The organism is Nocardia sp. CDC160, from assembly GCF_035818795.1.
Taxonomy (GTDB): Bacteria; Actinomycetota; Actinomycetes; order Mycobacteriales; family Mycobacteriaceae; genus Nocardia.
On the sequence record NZ_JAYKYT010000002.1, the window covers coordinates 71,345 to 95,346 of the forward strand.

Annotated in this window: 28 protein-coding genes; 17 read left to right on the plus strand and 11 right to left on the minus strand. The window is 67.5% G+C overall.

The features are described 5' to 3' along the window. The first annotated feature begins 191 nt into the window (after positions 1–191). The gene (locus tag VMT40_RS07695) at positions 192–884 is read left to right on the plus strand and encodes an alpha/beta fold hydrolase (RefSeq protein ID WP_326358520.1); all 693 of its coding nucleotides are present in this window, start codon (positions 192–194) and stop codon (positions 882–884) included. A gap of 232 nt (positions 885–1,116) precedes the next feature. Here VMT40_RS07695 and VMT40_RS07700 read toward each other — a convergent pair whose 3' ends face one another. Further along, complete coding sequence (locus tag VMT40_RS07700; RefSeq protein WP_326358522.1) at positions 1,117–1,983, minus strand: DUF3710 domain-containing protein; 867 nt, start codon at positions 1,981–1,983, stop codon at positions 1,117–1,119. 5 nt (positions 1,984–1,988) lie between these two features. Further along, positions 1,989–2,489, minus strand: a complete 501-nt coding sequence (gene dut / locus VMT40_RS07705; RefSeq protein ID WP_326357296.1) for a dUTP diphosphatase — start codon at positions 2,487–2,489, stop codon at positions 1,989–1,991. A 79-nt stretch (positions 2,490–2,568) separates the two neighbouring features. Here dut and VMT40_RS07710 point away from each other — a divergent pair, with 79 nt between their 5' ends. Next, the gene (locus VMT40_RS07710) at positions 2,569–3,063 is read left to right on the plus strand and encodes a DUF3093 domain-containing protein (RefSeq protein ID WP_326358523.1); all 495 of its coding nucleotides are present in this window, start codon (positions 2,569–2,571) and stop codon (positions 3,061–3,063) included. A gap of 120 nt (positions 3,064–3,183) precedes the next feature. Here the strand turns inward: VMT40_RS07710 and VMT40_RS07715 are convergent, their stop codons facing one another. Beyond that, positions 3,184–3,486 carry a DUF4193 domain-containing protein gene (locus VMT40_RS07715; protein ID WP_120739486.1) on the minus strand — a complete coding sequence of 101 codons (303 nt, stop codon included), beginning with the start codon at positions 3,484–3,486 and terminating at the stop codon, positions 3,184–3,186. A gap of 474 nt (positions 3,487–3,960) precedes the next feature. On the opposite strand from VMT40_RS07715, the gene cei reads away from it, so the two are divergent. Further along, positions 3,961–4,638 carry an envelope integrity protein Cei gene (gene cei / locus VMT40_RS07720; RefSeq protein ID WP_326357297.1) on the plus strand — a complete coding sequence of 226 codons (678 nt, stop codon included), beginning with the start codon at positions 3,961–3,963 and terminating at the stop codon, positions 4,636–4,638. Between the two features lie 174 nt (positions 4,639–4,812). Here the strand turns inward: cei and VMT40_RS07725 are convergent, their stop codons facing one another. Beyond that, positions 4,813–5,775, minus strand: coding sequence for an inositol monophosphatase family protein (locus tag VMT40_RS07725; RefSeq protein WP_326357298.1), 963 nt, complete (start codon positions 5,773–5,775; stop codon positions 4,813–4,815). Positions 5,776–5,884: 109 nt separating this feature from the next. Here VMT40_RS07725 and ppgK point away from each other — a divergent pair, with 109 nt between their 5' ends. The 3 genes from ppgK to VMT40_RS07740 all read left to right on the plus strand — a co-directional run bounded on the left by ppgK (position 5,885) and on the right by VMT40_RS07740 (position 8,897). Continuing rightward, positions 5,885–6,643 (plus strand): polyphosphate--glucose phosphotransferase, encoded by a 759-nt coding sequence (gene ppgK / locus VMT40_RS07730; protein ID WP_326357299.1) that lies wholly within the window; start codon positions 5,885–5,887, stop codon positions 6,641–6,643. 153 nt (positions 6,644–6,796) lie between these two features. Continuing rightward, entirely contained in the window at positions 6,797–8,239 is a 1,443-nt protein-coding gene (locus VMT40_RS07735) for an RNA polymerase sigma factor (RefSeq protein ID WP_442789932.1), read from the plus strand. Positions 8,240–8,354: 115 nt separating this feature from the next. After that, positions 8,355–8,897, plus strand: a complete 543-nt coding sequence (locus tag VMT40_RS07740) for a DUF3558 family protein (RefSeq protein WP_326357300.1) — start codon at positions 8,355–8,357, stop codon at positions 8,895–8,897. Between the two features lie 189 nt (positions 8,898–9,086). On the opposite strand, the gene VMT40_RS07745 is transcribed toward VMT40_RS07740, so the two are convergent. From VMT40_RS07745 to VMT40_RS07755, 3 genes are read right to left on the minus strand one after another with little or no spacing between them, the layout of a single operon-like run. Continuing rightward, the gene (locus VMT40_RS07745; protein WP_326357301.1) at positions 9,087–9,473 is read right to left on the minus strand and encodes a hypothetical protein; all 387 of its coding nucleotides are present in this window, start codon (positions 9,471–9,473) and stop codon (positions 9,087–9,089) included. 21 nt (positions 9,474–9,494) lie between these two features. After that, positions 9,495–10,238, minus strand: coding sequence for a TetR/AcrR family transcriptional regulator (locus tag VMT40_RS07750; RefSeq protein ID WP_326357302.1), 744 nt, complete (start codon positions 10,236–10,238; stop codon positions 9,495–9,497). Positions 10,239–10,243: 5 nt separating this feature from the next. Continuing rightward, positions 10,244–10,642 (minus strand): hypothetical protein, encoded by a 399-nt coding sequence (locus VMT40_RS07755; protein ID WP_326357303.1) that lies wholly within the window; start codon positions 10,640–10,642, stop codon positions 10,244–10,246. 207 nt (positions 10,643–10,849) lie between these two features. On the opposite strand from VMT40_RS07755, the gene VMT40_RS07760 reads away from it, so the two are divergent. Both VMT40_RS07760 and VMT40_RS07765 read left to right on the plus strand, forming a co-directional pair. Beyond that, complete coding sequence (locus tag VMT40_RS07760) at positions 10,850–12,244, plus strand: serine hydrolase domain-containing protein (protein WP_326357304.1); 1,395 nt, start codon at positions 10,850–10,852, stop codon at positions 12,242–12,244. A gap of 41 nt (positions 12,245–12,285) precedes the next feature. Beyond that, positions 12,286–12,684, plus strand: a complete 399-nt coding sequence (locus tag VMT40_RS07765) for a DUF4440 domain-containing protein (protein WP_326357305.1) — start codon at positions 12,286–12,288, stop codon at positions 12,682–12,684. A 17-nt stretch (positions 12,685–12,701) separates the two neighbouring features. Here the strand turns inward: VMT40_RS07765 and VMT40_RS07770 are convergent, their stop codons facing one another. Further along, positions 12,702–13,184 (minus strand): MarR family transcriptional regulator, encoded by a 483-nt coding sequence (locus VMT40_RS07770; RefSeq protein ID WP_326357306.1) that lies wholly within the window; start codon positions 13,182–13,184, stop codon positions 12,702–12,704. A gap of 177 nt (positions 13,185–13,361) precedes the next feature. On the opposite strand from VMT40_RS07770, the gene VMT40_RS07775 reads away from it, so the two are divergent. Continuing rightward, complete coding sequence (locus VMT40_RS07775) at positions 13,362–14,204, plus strand: NAD(P)H-binding protein (RefSeq protein WP_326357307.1); 843 nt, start codon at positions 13,362–13,364, stop codon at positions 14,202–14,204. Between the two features lie 11 nt (positions 14,205–14,215). Next, the gene (locus tag VMT40_RS07780; RefSeq protein WP_326357308.1) at positions 14,216–14,845 is read left to right on the plus strand and encodes a hemerythrin domain-containing protein; all 630 of its coding nucleotides are present in this window, start codon (positions 14,216–14,218) and stop codon (positions 14,843–14,845) included. Positions 14,846–14,904: 59 nt separating this feature from the next. Here VMT40_RS07780 and fdxA read toward each other — a convergent pair whose 3' ends face one another. Then, entirely contained in the window at positions 14,905–15,246 is a 342-nt protein-coding gene (gene fdxA, locus VMT40_RS07785; RefSeq protein ID WP_326357309.1) for a ferredoxin, read from the minus strand. Positions 15,247–15,358: 112 nt separating this feature from the next. Here fdxA and VMT40_RS07790 point away from each other — a divergent pair, with 112 nt between their 5' ends. After that, complete coding sequence (locus tag VMT40_RS07790) at positions 15,359–16,288, plus strand: LysR family transcriptional regulator (RefSeq protein ID WP_326357310.1); 930 nt, start codon at positions 15,359–15,361, stop codon at positions 16,286–16,288. Positions 16,289–16,317: 29 nt separating this feature from the next. Here the strand turns inward: VMT40_RS07790 and VMT40_RS07795 are convergent, their stop codons facing one another. Further along, the gene (locus VMT40_RS07795) at positions 16,318–16,917 is read right to left on the minus strand and encodes a DUF4126 domain-containing protein (protein ID WP_326357311.1); all 600 of its coding nucleotides are present in this window, start codon (positions 16,915–16,917) and stop codon (positions 16,318–16,320) included. A gap of 92 nt (positions 16,918–17,009) precedes the next feature. Here VMT40_RS07795 and VMT40_RS07800 point away from each other — a divergent pair, with 92 nt between their 5' ends. Next, entirely contained in the window at positions 17,010–17,669 is a 660-nt protein-coding gene (locus VMT40_RS07800; RefSeq protein WP_326357312.1) for an SRPBCC family protein, read from the plus strand. Positions 17,670–17,902: 233 nt separating this feature from the next. Further along, a complete protein-coding gene (locus VMT40_RS07805) occupies positions 17,903–18,214 on the plus strand; it encodes an ArsR/SmtB family transcription factor (protein ID WP_442789933.1) in 312 nt (103 codons plus the stop codon). Here VMT40_RS07805 and VMT40_RS07810 read toward each other — a convergent pair. Beyond that, positions 18,183–19,049: an alpha/beta fold hydrolase gene (locus tag VMT40_RS07810; RefSeq protein WP_326357313.1), complete on the minus strand. Its 867-nt coding sequence runs from the start codon at positions 19,047–19,049 to the stop codon at positions 18,183–18,185. The genes VMT40_RS07805 and VMT40_RS07810 overlap by 32 nt on opposite strands. 126 nt (positions 19,050–19,175) lie before the next feature. Here VMT40_RS07810 and VMT40_RS07815 point away from each other — a divergent pair, with 126 nt between their 5' ends. From VMT40_RS07815 to VMT40_RS07830, 4 genes are all read left to right on the plus strand, one after another. Then, positions 19,176–19,661, plus strand: a complete 486-nt coding sequence (locus VMT40_RS07815; RefSeq protein ID WP_326357314.1) for a MarR family winged helix-turn-helix transcriptional regulator — start codon at positions 19,176–19,178, stop codon at positions 19,659–19,661. Positions 19,662–19,684: 23 nt separating this feature from the next. Next, on the plus strand, positions 19,685–20,983 hold the full coding sequence (locus VMT40_RS07820; protein ID WP_326357315.1) for an FAD-dependent oxidoreductase: 1,299 nt from the start codon (positions 19,685–19,687) through the stop codon (positions 20,981–20,983). A gap of 241 nt (positions 20,984–21,224) precedes the next feature. Then, positions 21,225–22,232, plus strand: a complete 1,008-nt coding sequence (locus VMT40_RS07825; protein ID WP_326357316.1) for an MHYT domain-containing protein — start codon at positions 21,225–21,227, stop codon at positions 22,230–22,232. Between the two features lie 185 nt (positions 22,233–22,417). Further along, complete coding sequence (locus tag VMT40_RS07830) at positions 22,418–24,001, plus strand: Na+/H+ antiporter (RefSeq protein ID WP_326357317.1); 1,584 nt, start codon at positions 22,418–22,420, stop codon at positions 23,999–24,001. Position 24,002: the final 1 nt, after the last annotated feature.

The window sequence follows — 24,002 nt, forward strand, 5'->3', positions numbered from 1 at the left end:
AGATGCACCGGCCCGCACCCGCCACGCGTGCCCGTCAGTGGCGGACACGGTGCTTGCATCCCACTTGCCATACCCATTACCCACCGGTACCCAAACCCGCCCCCGCTCGCGGGCAGGGTCGTGGTCGCCCCGGCTACGCTCGGTCGGTGCCCGATCTTCCACGTCCGGCGGTGGCCCCTGCGAGTCCCGCGATGGCCCTGGCCCTGCCCGGGACCGGCTCCGACGCCCATTTCGCCCGCCGCGCCTTCGGATCCGCCTGTGCCGCAGCGGATCTGCCGTTCCTGGCGGTCGACCCGGATCCGCGCCGGGTAATCGACAGCTACCGCGGCGCGCTGGATGTCGCCGCGCGCTCCGGCCCGATCCTCATCGCAGGCATCTCCCTGGGCGCGGCCGTCGCCCTCGACTGGGCCGCCGACCACCCCGACCTGGTTTGCGGAGTGGTTGCCGCACTCCCCGCCTGGACCGGTGCCGACACCACCGACTGCCCCGCCGCCGCGAGTGCGGCCGCCACGGCCGCCCAACTTCGTGCCGACGGTCTCGATGCCGTCGTAGCCCGCATGCAGGCGTCGAGTCCAGCCTGGCTCGCCGAGGCCCTGACCCGCTCCTGGACAGCTCAATGGCCGGATCTCCCCTCGGCTCTCGAGGAAGCCGCCGCCTACGCCTGGCCCGAACCCGAACTCCTCGCCCGGATAACCACCCCGGTCGAAATCATCGGCGCGATCGACGATCCCGTGCACCCGTTCACGGTCGCCGAACACTGGGCCACCCTCATCCCCAATGCCACCCTGCACACCATCACCCTCGACGAACTGGGCGCGGACCCGGCCATCCTCGGCACCCGAGGCCTCAACGCCCTACTCCCCCGCCGCATCCCAACCCCCTGACCACCGCGTCTCACTACCGGGCCGCAGGCGACTGTGCCGACGGGCGGCGGCATCCGGGAGTGCCTGGCCGCCGCAACCGTGCCGCGCATCACCACCGCGACCGCGCGTCGTGTCGTCGAGCCGCGGCGGCCAGCGGCTGTCACGAATTGCGCTGAAAGCGAAACGGGGCACCGCCACATCGGCGGTGCCCCGTTCGTCTTGTGCCAGAACCCGATCCGGGCCGGGTGGCCCGTCAGTTCAGGCCGAGTTGCTGCATGGCCGAGCCCTCGGCACCGCGGCGGGGCTCCTGGGGCGGCTGTTCGGGCTGGAAGGCGGGGCCGCCCTGCATGGCGGCCATTTGGGCCTGCATGGCCTGCTGCTGGGCGGCGACCTGCTGCTGGTGGGCGGCGGCTAGCTGGTCGGCGAGTTCCTGGGGTAGGACCACCGGGAGGGGCTCGCGGACCGGGAGCGGCTCGTCGCCGCGGCGGACCACGGTCTCGCCGAGAACCGCGCGGGCGGCGGCCACCAGCGGCGAGTTGTCGTCGGCCGCACCGGACGGACCGGCGGCCACCAGGCGAACCATCCAGCGGTAGCCGTCGACGCCGATGAAGCGCAGGTCCGCGCCCTGGGTGACGGCGTGCAGTTCACGACCCCACGGGCCCTGCACGACCGAGACGGTCGCGCCGTCCTTGCGCAGGGTCTCGGCGAGATCGGCTGCCACCGAACGCCATTGGCCGGAGGTCTTGGGCGCGGCGTAGGCCGCCACCGTGATCCGGCCGTGCTGGGTGGCCAGGTGCACCGCCTGCGGCGTGCCGTCGGGGGTCATCTCGACCTGCAGCTGCCCGCCCGGCGGGACCGGCACGATGACCGAGCCCAGGTCCAGCCGCTGCTCGGCGATGGCCTCGAGCCGATCGGCGACGTCCTCGTAGTCGTAGGGCCCCGACTTCGGGTCGGCGGCGACGGTCACCGGCGCGAAGTTGGCGGTGTCGAATTCGCCCGTGCCCACGCCGGATTCGTCGTACTCGTCCGCGTACTCGTCGTATTCGTCGTACTCGGTGTACTCGTCGTCGTACTGCGGCGCGTCAGCTCTGTCGCCGCCTTTTTTCTTGCGTCCGAACACCATCGTCATGCCTCCTTGCCGGTCGCCTGACCCGACCCACCGGACCCAGCGGACAGGCTGGCATGCCCACCGCTGGACCCGTATCCTCCTGCGCCGCGCGCGGTCTCGTCGAGCGTGTCGACCTCCACGAAGTCCACCAATTCGACCTTCTGCACCAGCAGCTGCGCAATCCGGTCACCCCGCCGGAGCTCGATGGCCGCGCGCGGATCGTGATTGATCAGGCACACCTTGATCTCACCGCGGTAGCCCGCGTCGACCGTGCCGGGGGTATTGACGACCGAAAGACCCGCCTTGGCCGCCAGGCCCGAGCGCGGATGGATCAGGCCCACGGTGCCGATCGGGAGCGCCACCGCGATGCCGGTGCCGACGAGCACACGCTCGCCCGGTTCGATGATGACGTCCTCGGTGGTGCACAGGTCCACGCCCGCGTCGCCCTCGTGGGCACGCGTCGGTACGGGGATGCCGGGATCGAGCCGCAGCAGGGGAATAGGTGGAATACCGGTCACGTAGGCCGAGCCTACGCGTTCGGGTCCGCACTCATTGACCTAGTCTGATGTCGTGTCCGACCAGCAGCCCCAGGTGTCCATGGAATCCAAGCCGCAGACCCCCGTCCTTTACCGCGAGCGCCTCTGGGTGCCGTGGTGGTGGGTGCCCGTCGCGTTGGTCGTGACCGGGCTGCTGGCCGCCGAAATCCACATGGGCGCACCGGGAATCCGGGCCTGGCTGCCGTACGTGCTGCTGTTCCCGGTCGCGGCCTGGGTGCTGGTGTGGTTCTCCCGCCACACCGTGGAAGTCGCCACCGACGCCGACGGCGTGCCGGAGCTGCGCACCGATCGCGCCCACCTGCCCGCGACCTTCGTCAAGCGTGCGGCTCCGGTGCCGACCAGCGCGAAGAGCGCGGCGTTGGGTCGACAGCTCGACCCCGCCGCCTTCGTCCAGCATCGGGCCTGGATCGGGCCCATGGTGTTGCTCGTCCTCGACGATCCGGACGATCCGACGCCGTACTGGCTGGTCAGCACGCGCCATCCGGAGAAGATCATCGCCGCGCTCGGCCTGAAGAACGCGGCCGAGCAGAGTTGACGGGACCGGCCACTGCAACTGACCGGTTCCTGATCGATTGATCGGACCGATTCCTGACCGCGCTCGGCGGACCGAGCGCGGGCTGACGGAATCGTCTGAATCCCCTACCTGGACAGAGCCTTAGGCGGCGCAATCCATGCAGATCAGCTGACCGCCGGCTTCACTGGCCAGTCGGCTGCGGTGGTGCACCAGGAAGCAGCTCGAACAGGTGAACTCGTCGGCCTGCTTCGGGATGACCCGGACCGAGAGCACCTCCTCGGAAAGGTCCGCGCCGGGAAGCTCGAACGATTCCGCGGTATCGGATTCGTCGATATCCACGACGGCGGACGCGGCTTCGTTGCGGCGAGCCTTCAGCTCCTCCAGCGAGTCCTCCGACACGTCGTCGGATTCACTGCGCCGCGGTGCGTCATAGTCGGTTGCCATGTCGTCTTCCCCTCGTCCTTACTCCGTATATCCCGGACCGGCACCCACCTGACCGGGCCCTTTCGGGTCCGGATCGGGAGGGAATGCCGCCCCGCCCGTGGTGTACGTCACGCGTACACCGGTCACAGATCCGAGCCGGATAGTCCTTCATCCGCAGCGGATCGCGCTCGGTCAACGCAGGACATGCCCTTGTTGTTCCCGAAATCGAACCCCAGTTTCACCTGGGTTGTACGATCTGGGCCGCCAGACAATAGCGGACCCCGGGACAAAAGTCGCAATCAAAAGCCGTGCGAGTTGAAAATGAGGGTCAATCGTCACCGATGAGGGAACAGTCCGAGATCTTCCTCGCCAGGTTCGAGACCTGACGGGGACCTTCCCCACCGGCATACCCCGGGAACGGCGATCGCCACACCCGATGCCCGACTTGCCGACGCCCTGCACGCGTCGACCTCCGCGTTTTCGTAGAGTGTGGGCGTGGTTTCACTGATCACCCAAGGTAACTCGACCGATCCGCAGGGGCGGCCGTTCATTCGGCGGCGCTGGGAACCGTGGGCGGCCATGGTGGGAGTCATCGCTCTGCTCTGCGTCGGCGTGTGGTTCAAGGCGCTGACGACGACCGAGAGTGACCAGGGCGCCATGGCCTGCAACTCCCCCAGCCCCGCCTCGAGCACGTCCGCGGCCAAGCCCGCGCCACTCGGGGAGCGGGTGTCGAACTCGCGGTTACGGGATGTGGAGCCCGCGGCGCTGGCCTCGTCCAAGGTGCGCGTGTTCAACGCCAACAATCAGCGCGGTCAGGCCGCGCACGTGGCCTCCGAGCTGGGCGATCTCGGTTTCGCCAGCGCGCCGGACGTGCAGATCGGCAATGACCCGGTCTATGTGAACGGCGATCTGGAGTGCACCGGGCAGATTCGCTTCGGCGTCAAGGGACGTCCGGCGGCGGCCTCGGTGCAGCTGGTCATGCCGTGCGCCGAGCTGATCGAGGATCAGCGCCAGGACGACACGGTGGATCTGGTGCTGGGCACGCTGTTCCGTGACATCCGGCCCGGAACGGATGCCGAAGAGGTGCTGAAGTCGCTGAAGAACCCGACGCCGGGCACCGCGCCCGCCATCGACCCCAAACTGTTGGAAGCGGCGCGGCACGCGAAGTGTTGAGAATCTCTTTCGCGGCGGCTCGGCTCTGATTTCCGGGGCGTCGCGAAACCCGTAGCGGCGCAACGCCATCCATGAATCGGGATGACAGAATCGCCGCGGCCCCTCGGCCGCGGCGATTCTTTTTGCTTGCTTCGTCCTGTTTGTCCTCTATATCCGGAGCTGTTCAGGCCCCTGTCAGGGAACCGGGATAGGGGTGGTGACATCCAAACGCTTGAACAGACCGAACAGTTCGTCAGCGATGCCGGGTGCCGCGGCCGCCACCAAATCGCCTGCCGCGCCCGGCGAGTCGGGCGCGGGGGGCAGAATCAGGCGCGCGCCCGCCTCGGTCGCAATGAGTGCGCCCGCCGCCCAGTCCCACAGGTTCAGGCCGTGCTCGTAGTAGGCGTCGGTGCGGCCCTCGGCGACCGCGCACAAATCCAGTGCCGCCGAACCGAACCGGCGGATATCGCGAATGTGCGGCAGCACCCGCGCCACCAACTCGCCCTGACGGGTGCGGCGCGGCGTCGCGTAGGCGAAACCGGTGGCGACCAGCGCCATGGACAGCGTGTCGACCGGGTTGGCGCGCAAGGGGATCGGGGTGCCGCCGGGAGCGGTGCCGTCCGGGCTCGACTCGGCGCGATGCGCGCCCAGGCCCAGCCCGGCGCTGAAGGTGACCGCGTGCGCCACGTCGGCGACCGCGCCCGCAACCGGTCGGCCACCGCGCACCGCGGCCACCGACACTGAATAGGACGGGATGCCGTAGAGGAAGTTGACCGTGCCGTCGATGGGATCGACGATCCAGTGCACGTGATCGGGATCGTCGATCAGGCTACCGCCGTCCTCCTCCCCCACCACGCGGTCGCCGGGGCGCAGTTCCGCCACCAGCTTGCGAACCAACTGCTCGGTCTCGGTGTCGACGATGGTCACCGGATCCGTCGGCGTGCTCTTGGCCTGCACGGCATCCGCGGCATGCGGGCCGGACCCGAAGACCTCGGGGCGGCGCGCCCGCACGTGGGCGGCGGCGGTCTCGGCCAGATACACCGCGACGCGGCGCAGTTCGGCTATGTCCGTGCGAAGTTCGGCTATGTCTGAAGTGTCGGGCTTCGGAGTGGCGGCGGGGGCGGTGGAAGTGAAATTCGATTCCGGCACGACCTCCATCGCAGCACAGATCCGGCAGCACGCGCATTAGGCTTGTCGTGCACGACACAGCTCATGGGCCGGGACCTGCGGTTTGCCCGGCAAATCACTGGAGAACGAGGAGTGGTCCATGTCCGATCCCGGGCACGCGTTCGGCATCGATATCGGTGGCAGCGGTGTGAAGGGGGCCGAGGTCGATCTCGCGACCGGTGAACTGTGCTACGAGCGCATCAAGATCGAGACGCCACATCCGTCCACCCCCAACGCGGTCGCCGAGGCGGTGGCCAAACTGGTCGCCCAGTCCGGCTGGGAGGGTCCGGTCGGCATCACCATGCCGAGCGTGGTGCAGCACGGCCAGGTCCGCACGGCCGCCAATATCGACAAGACCTGGATCGGCATCGACGCCCGGCATCACTTCTCGGTGGCGCTGGGCGGGCGCGAGGTGACCGTCCTCAATGACGCCGACGCGGCGGGCATGGCCGAGGACCGGTACGGCGCGGCAAAGGATCTCACCGGATTGGTAATGCTGCTCACCTTCGGTACCGGTATCGGATCGGCAGTGATGTACAACGGCGTCCTCATGCCCAACAGCGAGCTCGGGCACATGGAGGTCGACGGTCGCGAGGCCGAGCATCGGGCCGCCGCCTCGGTGAAGGATCGGGTCGGCATGACCTATCCGGAGTGGGCGCGCGAGGTGTCCAAAGTGCTGGTCACGCTGGAAAACCTGTTCTGGCCGAACGTCTTCGTGGCGGGCGGCGGCATCAGCCGCGACTACCAGGAATGGATTCCCTTGCTCACCAATAGAACCCCCGTGGTGCCCGCCGCGCTGCGCAATACCGCGGGCATCGTCGGAGCCGCCATGGCGGTGTCGGCCGGTATCGCGCCATAAGTAAGCTGGTTCGATCGTTACAATGGAACACATGCCCGGCGGTAGGCCGGAAACCGACACCGGCACGAGAGCCGGTTTACCCCCCGACAGAACCGCTCCGCCGGAACTCCACTCTGGCGTGACGCCGCACGAGACCGTCACGAAAGGGCGTACGTGGTAGCCACGAATACCCGAGAGACCGCCGAATCGGCCGACGCCGCCGACTCAGCAGACACCACCGCAGCACGGCCGGTCAAGAAGGCTGCCGCCAAGAAGGCTGCCCCGGCCAAGAAGGCCGCGGCGAAGAAGACCGCGGCCAAGAAGACCGCGGCGAAGAAGGCGACCAAGGCCACCGCCAAGAAGACGGCGGCCAAGAAGGCCTCGCCGAAGAAGGCCGCCGAGCCCGGCCTGGAAGGCGCCGAGGGCGACGAGGTCCTCGACGACGAGTCGCTGGAACTCGACGACCTCGATGACCTGGAAGTCGACGAGGACGACCTCGGCGACGACGAGGAAATCGTCGACGAGGTCGACGACGAGGAAGAGGCGGACGGCGAGGCCGTTCCCGCCGCCGTCGCGGGCGAGGAGGCCGAAGAGGCCGACGAGCCCTCGGAGAAGGACAAGGCCTCCGGCGACTTCGTCTGGGACGAAGAGGAATCCGAGGCGCTGCGCCAGGCCCGCAAGGACGCCGAGCTCACCGCCTCGGCCGACTCGGTCCGCGCGTACCTGAAGCAGATCGGCAAGGTCGCGCTGCTCAACGCCGAGGAGGAGGTCGAGCTCGCCAAGCGCATCGAGGCCGGGCTCTACGCCACCGAGAAGCTGCGCGAGTTCGCCGAGAAGGGCGAGAAGCTGCCCGTGCAGTCGCGCCGCGACCTGCAGTGGATCATGCGCGACGGCAACCGCGCCAAGAACCACCTGCTGGAAGCCAACCTGCGACTGGTCGTCTCCTTGGCCAAGCGCTACACCGGCCGCGGCATGGCGTTCCTGGACCTCATCCAGGAAGGCAATCTCGGTCTGATCCGCGCGGTCGAGAAGTTCGACTACACCAAGGGTTACAAGTTCTCGACCTACGCGACGTGGTGGATCCGCCAGGCCATCACCCGCGCCATGGCCGACCAGGCCCGCACCATCCGCATCCCCGTGCACATGGTCGAGGTCATCAACAAGCTCGGCCGCATCCAGCGCGAACTCCTCCAGGACCTGGGCCGCGAGCCCACCCCCGAAGAGCTCGCCAAGGAAATGGACATCACTCCGGAAAAGGTGCTGGAAATCCAGCAATACGCCCGCGAGCCCATCTCCCTGGACCAAACCATCGGCGACGAAGGCGACTCCCAACTCGGCGACTTCATCGAAGACTCCGAAGCGGTTGTCGCAGTAGACGCGGTCAGCTTCACCCTCCTCCAGGACCAGCTGCAGTCGGTCCTCGAGACCCTCTCCGAGCGCGAAGCCGGTGTCGTCCGTTTGCGTTTCGGCCTCACCGACGGCCAACCCCGAACCCTGGACGAAATCGGCCAGGTCTACGGCGTAACCCGAGAACGAATCCGCCAAATCGAATCCAAGACCATGTCCAAACTGCGCCACCCCAGCCGCAGCCAGGTCTTGCGCGACTATCTGGACTGAGGTCAGTGCCTGATTGGGCCCCTGAGCTGCTGCTCGGGGGCCCAATTCGTGTTTCCGAAAAGTGGGCGGGCGCTTTGGGTTTCGCCTGCGCTAAGGTTCGGGGCGGGAGGATGTTGTGCTGAAGCGCTTGGGCTGCATTGTGATTGTCGTGTCCGCGGCAGCGGTTGTTGGTGGTTGTTCCAGGGGATCGGGTACGGCGGTGGCGGGGGTGTTGGATCCGTGTCGGGAGATCAGTGACTCGCTGATTCGGGAGGCGGGGTTCAATCCGGGTACCAAGCAGGTGAAGGGTGAGGGGGTGCCGGCGCAGGAATGTTCGATGAACTCGCCGTACAGCACGCTGCAGCTGATTTTGTTGACCGCGCCCGTCGAGAACTCCGCGTCGCAATATGATGCTCTGCTCGCCGACGCGCAAGCTCGAGCTACCGCCACCGGATCTCGGCAGCCCGAGCTCTCCGCAATCAATGGGCGTGAGGCCTTCACCCATCCAGAAAATTACGATGCCGACGGCAGGACGATCTCGATGGGATGCTCCACGGCGCTCCGCACCAAATCCGGCGTGCTCAATATCAATGTGATGGTCGTTCCCGTCAGAGAAGACTCCTGCGCGGCCGCCACCCGCATAGCTACTCTCTTCGAACCCACCCTCGGTGACCGCTGATCCGAAGCCATCGTCCGGCTGATGCTCGAAACGGCGATGCGCGCCGGAGAATGCGCCGACATCGCCTTGGCGGATACGGACGTTCCAACCTCCACGCAAATTGGTCGAACTGGTAGCGCTCGGATTGGGCCGTTGAGCTGAAGCTCAACGGCCCAATTCTGGTTTCTGGGGGCGGACGGTGGGGCCGGGTCAGAGGCCGCAGGGGGTGCCGAAGGCGTCCATGGCGGCGGTGAATGCGGGATCGTGCACGATCCTGTCGAAGTCGTCGCGGGTTGTTGCGGATTGGAGCCGGTTCAGTTGTGCGGCAGCGGTATTGAGCGCGTCCTCCAGTGGTCCCGGGTCCGCGGCGGCCGCGGCGGCGGAGAGTTTCCCCGCGGTGTCGACGTAGATTTGCCGTAGGTTGGTGATCGAGTCCTTGTCGTCGAGCGCTGCGAGACGGCTGCGCAGTTCGTCCCACGCGGTGTTGACGGCCGCGCACGTCGCCTTGTCATCGACCGCACCCGCCGTACCGGTAATCGCGGTGATCCCGCCGGTGATTGCCACCAGCGCCGCGGCGACGAGAACTGTTCTCCGCATCGACGTTTCCCTTCTTCATGTTCAGAACGACGAGCCCGTGCCAATTGATTTCTGGGCTGAGGTTTTGGGGTCGGGTTCTGGTTTCGGAGGGGGCTCGTTGGCGAGGTCGTTGATGAGGTCCAGGGCCGGGTAGAGGACGGGGCGTAGGGGGCGGAGTCTCGAGAGGGACACGAATCGTTCTACGAGGGGGGCTACTCGGCGGATCAGGAGGCGGGTGCGCTCCTGGTGGGGGGTGCGGTCGTGGACCCAGAACAGGACTATGCCCATGTGGGCCAGCCACAGGAGGTTCGGGAGTTCGGCCAGGAGGCGCTTGTCGCCTTTGATGTCGTTGCCGATTACCAGGTCGCGCATGATGGCGATGGATGATTCTCGGGCGGGGCGACTTTCGGCGCTGAAGGGATTGAGGGGGCTGGTGGGCTCGGCCGCGCTGGCGAAGAATTTGCCGCCGAATTCGTGGTAGGGGGCGGCTATGTCGACGAAGGCCAGTTCCATTGTCTGCCAGCGGGCGGCGAGCGAGTCGCCGCGGGTGGTTTGCCGGAGCCGCTGTTCGTGCAGGGTTTGGATCTGTTGGTAGAAGCCCTGGACCAGCTGTTCCTTGGAAGTGAAGTAGTAGTAGGCGTTGCCGACGCTGACGCCTGCTTCGCCCGCGATCGCGCGCATGGTGGTCTTCGTGTAGCCGTTCTGCTCGAAAAGACGGAGGGCGGCGTCGATGATCTGCTGGCGAGTTTCCTCGCCGCGCGCGGTCGCGGGCTCGGGGCGGGTCATGTGGATCAGGCTAGTGCGGCAGCGGCGGGCGGAACGGGAGGGACGGCGGCCTGCTTCTCCTGGTGCCTGCTGCGTCGGATCTTGTTCAGGGCGATCAGGTTTGCGAAGTGCATACCGCCGAGCACCAACAAGACCATGCCGAGTTTCGAGGCCAGTTCCTCGATCGCGGCGCGCACATCGACGACCGGGCCGCTGATCCGCAGGGCCAACGCCACGAAGCCGGCATTGACGAGCCAGAACCCGATGACCAGCAGATGATTCACGACCTCGGCCAGATCGGTGTCTCCATTCATGACATCCACCAGAAACCGCGCACCGGTGTGGTGCAGGGTGCGGGCCACCCAGAACGTCAGCACCAAGCTGACAATCGCGTAGGTCACGTACGTGACGACGACGAGGTCCATTTCCCCAGCTCCTTACATATTTGAACGTGTTCAACTAGGAGGCTATGCCGTTTATTGAACACGTTCAAGTGTGAGCGCGGCGACACTATGGCGAAACCGGCCGATCCCCGGTCTCGGCGTCACCTACGGCCCGCGACCGATTGACCTGCGGTGGCGCTGTCGGCGGTCTGTCGGTGGGCTGTCAGCGGGGTCGGTCATGGTCGGGGCATGACGAATTTTGAGCTGCAGGACATGGTGACTGAATTTCGGAGTGCGAGTGGGGTTCCCGGGGTTGTTGCCGGGGTGTATCACGCGGGTGAGCGGGAGGTGGTGGCGGAGGGGGTGACCAATGTGGTTACAGGGGAGCCGATGCGGGCGGATACCGGGTTCTTGTTCGGGTCGGTTACCAAGGTGTTCACGACCACGTTGGTGATGCGGCAGGTGGAGCGGGGGCGGATTGATCTGGACGAGAGGGTGATTGCGTATCTGCCCGAGTTTCGGCTGGCGGTGCCTGGGGCGGAGGACATTCGGATCAGGCATCTGCTGTCGCATACCAATGGGATTGATGCGGATCTCTACTTTCCGGATGTGAATGGGCCGGAGGCACTGCGGGTTGCGGTGGCGGGCATGGCCGAACAGGTCGGCACGCTCTTCGCGCCGGGTGAGTACATCAGTTACTCCAATGGCGGGATGATCGTGGCGGGTCGGGTCCTCGAAGTGGTGGCCGGGCTGCCGTATCACGAACTGCTGCAACGGGATCTGTTCACACCGGCCGGGATGAACGATGCGGTGACCAGCGCCGAGCGGGCGATTCTGCGCAGCACCGCCGTCGGACACTTCGCGGATCCGGTCGGCGCGCGACGCACGGATCTGTTCAAGCTTCCGGACTCGTGGGGTCCGGCGGGTTCCTCGGCGATCGGCAGCGTCGGTGATCTGCTGGCCTTCGGGCGTCTGCACCTGTCGGGTGGGGTCGCGCCGAATGGAACGCGGGTGCTGTCCGAGGATTCGGCGGCGCGCATGCGGACGGTCACCTACAGCATGGGCACTCCGCATCTCCCACCCATTGGATTGGGCTGGCTGCTCATGCCGTTCGGCGATATCACCGTGCTGTCGCATTCGGGCGCTTCCCCGGGTGGCGTGGCCGTGCTGATGGCCGTGCCCGGACACGATCTGGTCTTCGCCGCCTACGGTAACGACGCCCGGGCCATGGCCTTGTTCGACCGAATCCTGTTGTCGCTGTTGCGCAATCGACTGGGTGTCACGGTGCCGGACCTGATCGCCGCGCCCATCGAGGTCGAGGATCTGACGCCCTACACCGGCACCTATCGATCCAACCAGATGCGCGTGGACGTCTGCGTCGAGGATGGTGTACTCGCGGAGACCGCCACCTACGAGCCCGCCGACGAAACGCAGCGCCGGATCGTCACCGCCTTCGCGGGCGGCAACGTACCGGTCATCTCCCGCCGCTTCGTCCCGGTCGGCAAGGACCTGTTCGCCCCCGCCGGGCTGCCCTTGGAGAAGTTCACCGGTTACTCCCGTCAGCAGCTCGTGTCCTACCACGGCATCCAGAACGGCAAGGCGCGCTACCGCTCCGCCAGTGGGCGCATGACGCGGCGCGGATAAGGTCGGTGAACCGAATCCCATTGACCAATCGGAGGTGCGTGGTGATCGATCAGGACCTGCTCGTCGATGAGATCAAGACATTGCACGACGATCTGGGACGCTGGCTCGGGATGCCGGACGCCCACGATGGCTTGGAGCGTTTCGGGGAGCAGTTGCATCGTGAGTTTTCGATGGTCGTCATGCAGGGGGCAGTCGTCGCACGGGAGCAACTGCTGAAGGGGCTGGAGGGCGCGGGTCATTCGATGCCGGGGCTCACGATCGACATTGTCGATATCGAGGTGCTGCATCGGGCGGATGATTGTGCGGTGGCGCGGTTTCGGGAGATTCATCATCGCCCGGACGGACCGGCGGCGCGGTGGACCAGTGGTCTGCTCCTGGCAGACGCAGCGGCCCGCAATGGGCTGCGGTGGCGCAGCGTCCACGAAACCCTTGTGCCGTAGGGGATTTGGCGACGCGCCTATTGGAGTTCTCGGCCGGAGTCGAGACCGGCGGTCGCGGTGCGGCGGAGGAATTCCGAGATGAGCCGGAGTTGGTCGAGGGTGTAGTCGGCGCAGATCTCGTCCAGGGAGGTGTTCATTCCCGCGAGAAGGCGGTAGAGGTCGCCCAGGCGGTCGGGGATCGTGCGGACGACCACGGAGCGGCGGTCGGCGGAGGCGCGTTCGCGGATGATCCAGCCGCCGCGTTCGAGGCGGTCGAGAATGCCGGTGAGGGTGGCGGGGTGGAGGCCCGCGGTGCGGGCGAGGGCGGTGGGGCTGATCGGGCCGTGATTGTTGATCAGGTCGAGGCAGTCCAGGTCGACATCGCGCAGGTCCAGGCGGAGACCGACCTGGCGGTTGAGCATCGCGAGGTTGTTGCGGAGTCCGCGCACCGCGGACTTCACCTCGCCCGCGGCGCGGCGGCGTAGCCGCGCATCCTCGGGTTGCTGCGTCGCGGAGCTCACCGCGCCCTCCCTCAACTTGTACGAAATCCACATTTTACGGCAGTCATAGCGCTCGGCGGCGGCATCCCACCTGCGGAAAAGCCAACGATCAGGTGACTCAGATCACCATTTAATACGATACCCATATACGCTAGTCTAGTGATTGTACGAATTTCATATTATCAATCGAGGTTCATGATGATCGTCATCACCGGAGCGACAGGGTTCGTCGGCCGCGAAACCATCCGGCTCCTACTGGAATCCGGACGGGAGGTGACCGCCGTCAGCCGCGACCCGGACCAGGCCCGGCTACCCGCCGAGGCGCGAGTGGTGACCGGAGATCCGTCCGACCCGCGGTCATTGCGATCGGTGTGGGAGGGGGCCGAGGCCGTGCTGATCAGTCCGCGGGCGGTCGGGCGCGCGGCCCCGGAGTTGCTGGCGGCCGCGGCCGCGGCGGGAGTGCGTCGTACCGTGGTCATTTCCGCGCTGACGGTGCAGTATCCGGCGGGAGAACCGCGTTTCGCCGACGGATTTCGGGCGGCGGAGCAGGCCGCGCAGGAGTCCGGCCTGGCGTGGACGGCGTTGCGGTGCGCGGATTTCGACGCGAACGCGCTGGCTTGGGCTCCGCAGGTGCGCGCCACCGGAATGGTCCGGGGTGCCTACCCGAAGGCGGCCACCTCGCCCATCCACCACCGCGATATCGCCGCCGTCGCCGCCTCGGCACTCACCGATCCCGGGCACGACGGCCGCGCCTACGTGCTCACCGGGCCGGAGTCGCTGACCCAACTCGACAAGGTGCGCATTCTCGGCGAAACCCTCGGCATCGACCTGTCTTTCGACGAGGTCGCGCCCGAGCAGGTACGCGCCGCGCTCCTGGCACAGGGCCTGCCCGAGGAAATCCCCGCCCGACTGCTCGGCTCGCTCGCCGACTACGCCCACACCCCCGGCCCCACCACCGACACCGTCGCGGAGCTGCTGGGCCGCCCCGCGCTCACCTTCGCGCAGTGGTCCGCCGAAAACGCCGCCGCGTTCCAGAACTGAAGGGACACACCATGTCTGTCGACGCCTCGAACACCGAGCTCATCGATTTCACACCCATGTACGCCACCCACAATGCCTTCCGCCGCGATCTGGCGCGCCTGCGCGAGGCCGCCGAGACCGGACGGATGGACACTCCCGGTGTGCGCGCGGGCTGGGCGAACTTCAAACGCCAACTCGACGTTCATCATTCGGTCGAGGACGCCGTCCTCTGGCCGCGCCTGCTCGACGCGGTGGCCGACCGACCCGACGACCTCGCACTCATCGCGGAGATGGAGGCCGAGCACGCGCGATTGGACCCGCTGCTCGCGGTCGTGGACGAGGCCCTCGCGCAACGATCTTCGACGCTCGGCGAGCACGTGCGGGAATTGGCCGAGGTCCTCGACGACCACATGCGCCACGAGGAAGACGCCGCACTGCCGTTGATCCAGCGGGTATTGAAGCCTTCCGACTGGGCCGCCTTCCGCTCGGCCATGGCCCGCCGCCAAGGCCCCTCCGGCGCGGCCGTCTACATCCCGTGGATCCTCGACAACGTCACGCCCGAGGAACGCCGCGCATTCCTGGCCGCCATGCCGCGACCCATCGGCCTCCTCAACCGCATCGTCTTCCAGCCTCGCTACCGCCGCAAACTCCAGTCGTGGTGATCGACACCGGGCCGCAGAGCAATCACCCTGCGGCCCAAACGAACTCACCGGGGCTCGACCTATTCGGGTCGCTGGTAGTCGCGGACGTAGGGGGTGTCTACGCCGAGGTGGCCGACGCTGGTGGCGCTGGTCGGGTCGCCGAGCGGAGCGGGTTGGCCAGGGAGGGGGTCGCGAAAGAAGAGGGCGTTCTCCGTGATGAATTGTTGTTGGTCGGAAGGGATGTCGTCTTCGTAGTAGATGGCTTCCACGGGGCAGGCGGGTTCGCAGGCGCCGCAGTCGGTGCACTGGTCGGGGTGGATGTAGGCCATGCGGTTGCCGATGTAGATGCAATCGATGGGGCATTCTTCGATGCAGGCCTTGTCCAGGACGTCGACGCAGGCGGCTCCGATTACGTAGGTCACGGGGCGCTCCTCTACTGAGTTTTCGGTCCGCTACGTGCGGATGCGTCAATCCTGGTGGGCGGTTCGGTCGGCAGGTAGTGATCGAATGGCGAGCACCTCATAAGGTGGGCTTATGACTTTGCCGCCGGGGACACCCGATTTGGAGGTGCTCGACCTGCTGGTGTCGGTGGCGGAGCTGGGGAGTCTCGGGGCGGCCGCGCGACGCCACGGCATGAGTCAACCGGCGGCGAGCATGCGGATCAGCGCGCTGGAGCGGCGGGTGAATCTGCGGTTGCTGGATCGCGGGCGGAGCGGGTCGGTGTTGACCGATGCGGGACAGACCGTGGTCGAACTTGGGCGACGGGTGCTGGCGGCGGCGGTCGAATTGAGCGATGGCATCGCCGAATTGCATCGGGCGACGCGACCGAGGCTGCGCATCGTGGCCTCCACAACCATTGCGGACCTGCGCATTCCGCACTGGCTCACGGCGCTGCGGAAGACCCATCCGGACCTGGCGGTGGTCCTGGACGTGACGAACTCCCGGCAGGTCGCGGCGACGGTCCGTGACCGGGAGGCCGAACTCGGATTCGTCGAAGGACCGCATGCGCCAACGGGATTGGGCAGCCGCATCCTCGCCGCCGACGAACTCGTCGTGGTGGTCGCGCCCACTCACCCCTGGGCCACTCGCCGCCGCCCGATCACCCCGAGCGAGCTCGCCAACACCCCACTCCTGTGGCGCGAGAAGGGATCCGGAACCCGCGACACGGTGTGGGAGGCCCTCGCCATCCACGGCACCCCGGCCCCGCCCGCGGCCGAACTCGGTTCGGCCGCGGCGATTCTCGCCACCGCCCGCAGCGGTGCGGCACCCGCCGTGGTCAGCCGCCTGATCGTGGCGCACGAACTGCGCGCCGGGACCCTCCACGAGGTGCGCCTGGCGGACCCGATCGTCCTGACCAGGAAATTTCGCGCCATCTGGCACCGGCGCACACCACCGACCGGCCCCGCCGCGGACCTGGTCGAACTCGCCGCCCGTATCGAATCCGCCCGCGTACGCCCGAAATAGGGCCAACCCCAAGAGGAATCGGCCGAAGCTTAGGCCGGATCCGGTTGATTTCGGGTGCGGCGGCTGCGTAGCCAGCGGCGGGCTCGGAAGCCCAGCCACGTCAGGGCGACCAGGAGGACCAAGACCGCCAGGAAAGCCAGGATGGGGAGAGCCAGGGCCAGGACGGTGAGCACCAGGGAGGTTCCGTCCTCGGCCGAGGAGACCACCGGATTACCCACGCCCGCAGTGGTTCCCGTGACGAAGGGGCGGGCCACCGAGCGGCCGACGTGGATGCTGCCCGCGGTGACAGCGCCGAGGATGGCGGTGACGGCGGGCGGGAGGTGGGAGGAGATGCTCGATTCGGCGGTGAAGAGGATCGCCCCGGAGGCGGGGGCGATGAGGGTGCCGATGGCGTGCAGCCCCGAATCCAACGCCGGAATCTTGTCGCCGATCAGGTCGAGCAGGAACACCACCCCGATGACGAGCAGGGCCGGGATCGAGGAGAGCCAGTGGTAGGAGCTGCCGAGGTCGATCCAGCCGATGCGATCGGCGATGCCCACCACCAGCAGGGGCAGCCAGGCATTGAGCCCCGCGGCCCCCGAGAGTCCGAAGGCTCCGAGTACCGCGCCGACGGCCGAGGTGATCTCCATGCCCACCAGTGTGCGGCCGGAGACCGACAGGGCGCGGCATTCGCTCGCCGGAGTTGCTAATATAAGTTCATACTTATAGAAGGAGGAACGCTATGACGCTCATTTCCGACCCCGCGGCACTGGCGGGAATGGTGACCCGTGAGGTGCGAACCGGTTCGCGGGACGGCAAGCCGACGCGAATCGCGGTGGCTCGCCGCACGTACCCGACCGATCAGGGCGATCTGTGGGACGCGCTGACCGATGCGGAGCGGATTCCGCGCTGGTTCCTGCCGATCAGCGGCGAACTGGCCGAGGGCGGGCGCTATCAGCTCGAGGGCCAGGCGGGCGGAGTGGTCGAGCGCTGCGATGCGCCCAAAGTCTTTGCCATCACCTGGGAATTCGCCGGGCAGGTCTCGTGGGTGAAGGTCAGCCTGAGCCCGTCCGGGGACGACACCGAGCTGGAGCTCGAGCACGAGATGCCCGTCGATCCGCAGTTCTGGGGCCAGTTCGGCCCGGGCGCGGTGGGTGTCGGCTGGGATCTCGCGCTCCTGGGCCTGGCCGCACACATCGCGACCGGCGAACCCGTGGATCCGGACGTGGGCCGCACCCTGCACAAGACGCCCGAGGGCAAGGACTTCATCCGCCGCGCCGCCACCTCCTGGGCCGAGGCCGCCATGGCCGACGGCGATGACCCGGACGCGGCGCGCGCCGCCGCGGACGCTACCTTCGCCTTCTACACCGTCGAGCCCGAGGACACCCCCGAATCCCGATGAGCCCTTCCCCCGCCAGGGATTCCTCTCCCCCGTCCAAGGATTCCTCTTCGCCCACCGGGGATTTCCCTCCCCCCGGCCAGGATTCCTCCTCCCCGGCTGGAGTTTCCCCTTCACCAGCCCGGGTTTCCCCTTCACCTGCGCGGGTTTCCCCTTCACCAGCCCGAGTTTCCCCTTCTCCTGAAGGTGTTTTCGAGGCCCTGGGCGATCCGATCCGCCGCCACATTCTCGTCCTGGTGGCCGGTGGGGAGCAGCCCGCGGGCACGATCGTCGAGACGATTCGCGCCGAGTACTCGATTTCGCAGCCCGGCGTCTCGCAGCATTTGAAGGTGTTGCGGGAGGCCGGGCTGGTTATCGTGCGCGCCGAGGGCACCAGGCGCTTCTACGGCCTCGATCCCGCGGGCGTCGAATCGGCCACCTCGTGGCTTGCCGCACTCGCGGATCCCTTGCGGCACTTCGCGAATCCGCTCGACGCCCTCGGCACCGAGATCGCGCGCGGCAAACGCGCCCGCCGCGCTACCGAACCGCGGCCGAAATTCGGGACGTGATGAGCGTGGCCAGCTCGGCCGGTCGTTCCTCGGGAACCCAGTGGGTGGCGTCGAGCACCTCGTGGGTGAACGGCCCCTGGACGTAGCGGGCCGCGAGCACCGCGTTCTTGGCGACCATGAACGGGTCGCGGGTGCTGGACACGTGCGTCGTCGGCACGGTGACCTTTCGGAATACCTGCCGCGGGTTGGCGATCAACATCGCGCGGTACCAGTTGACCGAGTACTTCAGCGCACCGCCGTCGATGATGTCGCGCCGAATTCGATCGAACTGTTCACCGTCCATGCCCGACATGGCCAACGCCCGCCGACGGCGATCGGGGTCGGTGCCGACGGCCCGAAAAGCATTGGAAATCACCAACTCCGGCAACCAGGGCAGCTGGAACACCACCATGTAGAAGGTTCGGAAGAACTGCGAGCTGGTCAGCATGGTGCGCATGAACGCCATCGGATGCGGCACCGACACCGAGGTGAGCGTGCGCACCAACTCCGGATGCGCGGCGGCCGTCGACCAGGCGACCGCCGACCCCCAATCGTGCCCGACCAGATGCACGGGCGACCCACCCAGCGCCTCGATCAACGCCACGGTATCGCCGACCAACGCACTTATCCGGTAGGCGTACCGCCCCCGCGGTCGCGCACCGGGCGCGTACCCGCGCTGGGTGGGAGCGATTGTGCGGTAACCGTTCTCGTGCAGATACGGAACCAGCCGCGACCACTGGGTGGCGGTCTGCGGCCAGCCGTGCAGCAGCACGACCGGCACACCGTCCAGCGGCCCCTCATCGAGCACATCGAAGCTCAGACCGTCATGGGTGAAGCTGGTCAGTCTCGTATTCATCCGTCCCCCTCGTTCCGCCTGCCGATGCAGGGCATTGACGGCAGCGTACTGAATCCAACCCCCACGCTGATGTCTGTTTTCCGCGACACTCTTTTGTTTCACGCAATCAAGTTTTATAGTTGATTCATGGAAGCAAACAAAGATCAGGTGTCGCGGCTGGCACGCAGCACCTCACGGTTCGCGGAAGCCATGCGGCAGGGCACCTCTCGCGCCTACGACCCGGTGCGGGTGGGCGTGTTGCAGTGCGCTGTCGAGTCGGGGCCGTTGCGGGCCGGGGAGATCGCCGAATGCCTCGACGCCCTGCCGTCTTCCATTACCCGCCACGTCCAGGCCCTGATCGATTCCGGCCTGGTCAGCACCTCCCCCGATCCGGCGGACCGGCGGGCGGTGCTCGTCTCGGCCACCGACGAGGGACGCGCGGAGCTCGCGAAATTCCTCGAGATCGGCGACCAGGTGTTCGGCGCGGTCATTGCCGACTGGTCGGCCGAGGACGTGGAGACGCTGACCCGGCTGCTGGATCGCATGATCGAGGCCTGGGCCACGGCGGGAGCACAGCACCAGCAACGGGCGAATCGCAAACGCCCGGGCGGATTCGGCTGGAGCCGGATCTGAGCACGGAGAGGAACCGAATTGTCATGGCCACCAACACACCCCTGCACGTGATCGTCGCTGGCGGCGGCATCGGCGGGCTCGCGCTCGCCAATGGACTGCGCCGCGCGGGCGTGAGCGTCAGCGTCCACGAACGCGAGACCCAGCGCACCGACCGCCTGCAGGGCTTCCGCATCCACATCAACCCGCACGGCAGCGGCGCCTTGGCCGAACTGCTGTCGCCGGAACTGTTTTCGACCTTCGTGGCCTGCGCGGGCCGCGGCGGCAACGGCTTCGGCTTCATCACCGACCAGCTGCGCGAACTGCTGCAGATCGATCCCGACGAGGGCGAGCAGACCAGCAGCGGGCACTACGGCATCAGCCGCATCACCCTGCGCCAGCTGCTGCTGGCCGATCTGGACGGCGTCGTGCACTACGGCAGCATGTTCGAACGCTATGAACGACTGCCCGACGGCCGCGTGCGCGCCCATTTCGCCGACGGCACTTCCGAAGTCGGCGATGTGCTGGTCGGCGCGGACGGCGGCACCTCGCGGGTGCGCGCGCAGTTGCTGCCGCACGCCGAGCGCGTGGACACCGGAATCGTCACCATCGCCGGAAAATACGGGCTGACCCCGGAGTCCCGGGCCCGCCTGGACGCGCGGCTGCTGCGCAATCCGCTCAGCGTGATCCCGCCGTCGGGCTGCGGAATGTTCCTGGCCCCGCACGAATTCGAGATTCCGGAGGGCGCGGAGCAGATCGCCGGTAACCAGGCCGGACTGCCCGCGGGCCTGCTGCACGACAACACCCAGCCCTACGTCTTCTGGGCCTTCGCGGCCAAGCGCGAACGCTACGGCACCGACCTCGAATCCCTCTCCCCCGTGGCCCTGCACGACCTGGCCGTGCGCATGACCACGGGCTGGGCACCCGAACTCCGCACGCTGGTGGCCGATTCCGATCCGGAGACCGCCACCCTGCTGCCGATCAAGACCTCGGTGCCGATCCCGGCGTGGGAGACCAGCACGGTGACCCTGCTCGGCGACGCCATCCACAGCATGACCCCGTTCGCGGGCATCGGCGCGAATACCGCGCTGCGCGACGCGCAGGGTCTGTGCCGGGCCCTGGTCGCCGCCGAGCGCCGGGAGCACGGGCTGATCGAGGGCCTGCGCGAATACGAGGCGGCCATGATCGATTACGGCTTCGCGGCGGTGCGCACCTCGCTGACCGCGGCCAATCAGTCGGTGTCCGACAGTCGGTTCGCGCGTGAGGCGGGCAAACTCGTCTTCCGCACGGCCAATGCCATCCCGGCCATGAAGCGCAAGATGTTCGCGGACCTGGGTGCCGAGTAGTAGCCGACACATTCGCGCCGCCCTTGGAATGACCGGGCGGCGCGGCGTCACGTGACGTCGAAAAGCCCAGGCGCACAGTGGCTTCCGGTGGCTAGTCGGTCGCTCGACCAGCAGAACTCTACCAGCCGGTAGCAATTTGTCTGAAACATTCCCTTTCAATTTCCCAATTCGAATCCTGCCCGGTAGTGTGCCCCCGTCGCGTCTGCGATGGCGAAACCCCTGTTCTGGCAATGGAGTTCGAGTGCTGGAAATTCACCACTTCAGCTACGGATGGATCACCCCCGTGCTGGCCTACATCATGTCCGTCATCGGATCCCTGCTCGGTTTGCGATGCACGGCGCGGGCCCGGAACGGGGATGGCCGCAGCGGCTGGCTGATCTCGGCGGCGATCGCCATCGGCGGCACGGGGATCTGGGTCATGCACTTCGTGGCCATGCTGGGCTTCACCATTCACGGGGCGCTGATCCGCTACAACGTGCCGCAAACCCTGCTCAGCGCGGTCATCTCGGTGACCGTGGTGTGGATCGGGCTGTACGTGGTGGCCCGGGAACCGTTCGGCAAACTGTCGCTGTTCGCGGGCGGCGCGGTCACCGGCCTGGGCGTCGGGGCCATGCACTACTCGGGCATGTACGCCATGAAGTCCGACGCCTCGATCGACTACGACCCGACGATCGTGACTCTGTCCATGGTCATCGCGGTGGTCGCGGCCACCGTGGCGCTGTGGTTCACGCTGGTCATCAAGGGCATCTACGCCACCATCGGCGCGGCGCTGATCATGGGCGTGGCGGTGTGCGGCATGCACTACACCGGCATGGCGTCGATGAGCGCGCACCGGGTGGACAATGCCGCGGCCCCGCACGGCGCGGGCGCGATGGAGCTGCTCGCGCCGCTCATGATCACCGTCTCGATGGTGACGCTGGTGCTGCTGATCCACGTCGGTCTCACCGAGGTGGACGAACGCTCCATGATGCCCGAACCGGTTCGGCCGCAACCGGACTCGCGGGCGGGCTGGTCGCTGCGGGCGGGTGCGATGCCGGTCGAGCCGCAGTTCGGCTCCGGGCAGGACGAATTCGGCCCGCAGGACTATCGGACGGCCGGACTCTACCCACCCGCCGCTGACTATCAGGTGCCCGGTCGGCACTCGGCCGCGCCCGAATATCCGCGGCCAGGCCAGTACCAGCCCGCCGGGGTGGGTGCGGCCGCGCGGCGGGAACGGAATTCGGTTCCGCTCCAGCGCAGTCGCCGCTAGCCGGATACGGCGGCACCCGCAAGCCGGATACGGCGGCGCTCACAAGCCGGATACGGCGGCGCTCACTAGCCGGATACGGCGGCGCACCGCGCCCGGCCGCGGCAGCTGAGAATTGCCGTCCCGGTTCGCTGAGAATCCGGGCCGGGTGTTCGACTTTCGGGCATATCGGCAGCAAACTGACTGCCGTGGAGCACCACCAGCTGGAACTGATCTTCGCGGTCCTGTTCGCGACCATCCTGGCCCAGCCGCTCGGACGGCGGCTCGGCCAGGCCCCGGCCGTGCTCATGACCGCCTTCGGTGTGGTGCTGGCCCTGCTGCCGCAGGTGCCGGAAGTTCACATCCACCCCGATCTCATCCTGCCGCTGGTGTTGCCGCCCCTGCTCTACGCGGCCGCGCGCCGCACCTCGTGGCGACAATTCGCCGAGAACTGGGCGGCGATCACCCTGCGGGCCGTGGTGCTGGTCATCGTCACGACGGCTGCCGTGGCCTGGGTCTTCCATCTCTCGAATCCCTCCGTCCCGATCGGCGCGGCGATCGCGCTCGGCGCGCTGGTGGCGCCGCCGGATCCGGTGGCGGTGTCGGCGCTGGCGGGCAAGTTGGGACTGCCACGGCGACTGGTGGCGGTGCTCGAGGGCGAGGGCCTGTTCAACGACGTGACCGCGATCGTGTTGTACAGCGCGGCGATCGAGGCGGTGGTCACCGGAAAGTTCTCGGCCTGGGACGCCTTCGTGAGGTTCCTGACCTCGGCGCTGGTCGGGGTCGGGGTCGGGCTCGTGCTGGGTTGGGCCGGAAGCAAACTCATGCGACGGCTCGGCGAGGCACCGTGGCAGGTGGCGCTGGGTCTGCTGCTGCCCTTCGCGGCCTACGGGATCTCCGAATCGCGGGGCGGGTCGGCGGTGCTCGCGGTGCTGGTGTGCTCGCTGTATCTCACCGATGCCGCAACCGATTTCGGCGACAGCGACTATCGGCTGGTGGGCGACTCCTTCTGGGAGATCACCGAAATGCTGGTCACCGGTTTCGCTTTCGGCCTGATCGGGCTCGAATTGAGCACGGTGCTGCGCGATGCCGGGCCGGACTGGCCGCGCTATGTGCGCGGGGCGCTGGTGATCATCGCGGTGGTGGTGCTGCTGCGGCTGGTCTGGTTGCTGGGCACCACGGCGGTCTTCCAGAATTGGTGGCGCAGCCGCGAGAAGGACGAGCCCTACACTTGGCGCGAAACCGTGGTCACCTGGTGGGCGGGCATGCGTGGGGTGGCGACGGTGGCGCTGGCGCTGGCCGTGCCGTTCGCCACCGATGACGGCACGCCGTTCCCCGGCCGCACGGAAATCCTGTTCACCGCCTTCGCGGTAGTGCTGTTCACGCTGTTGCTGCAGGGGCCGACCCTGCCCGCGGTCGTGCGCGCGACGGGTGTGCACGCCGACACCGGCGTCGAACGCGCCATCGAACGCCAACTGTGGACGCGGGTGCTGCGGGCCGAACTCGCGCGGCTCAAGGAGATCGCGCAGACCGAGGAGCTGCCCGACGAGGTCTACGACCGCCTGCGCACGGGCTTCGAACGCCGTCTCGCCCACGCGGATCCGGAGGCCGCCGACCGCAACGCGCGCATGAACACCGACCGCACGCTGGCCCTGACCACCAAGATGCGGGCCATCACCAATGACGTCCTCGAGGCGGGCCGCGCCGAAGCCCTCGCGGCACGGCGGGAACCGGGAATTCCACCCGATGTCGTGGACCGCGTCATGCGCCGCCTGGACCTGCGCGGAACCTGAG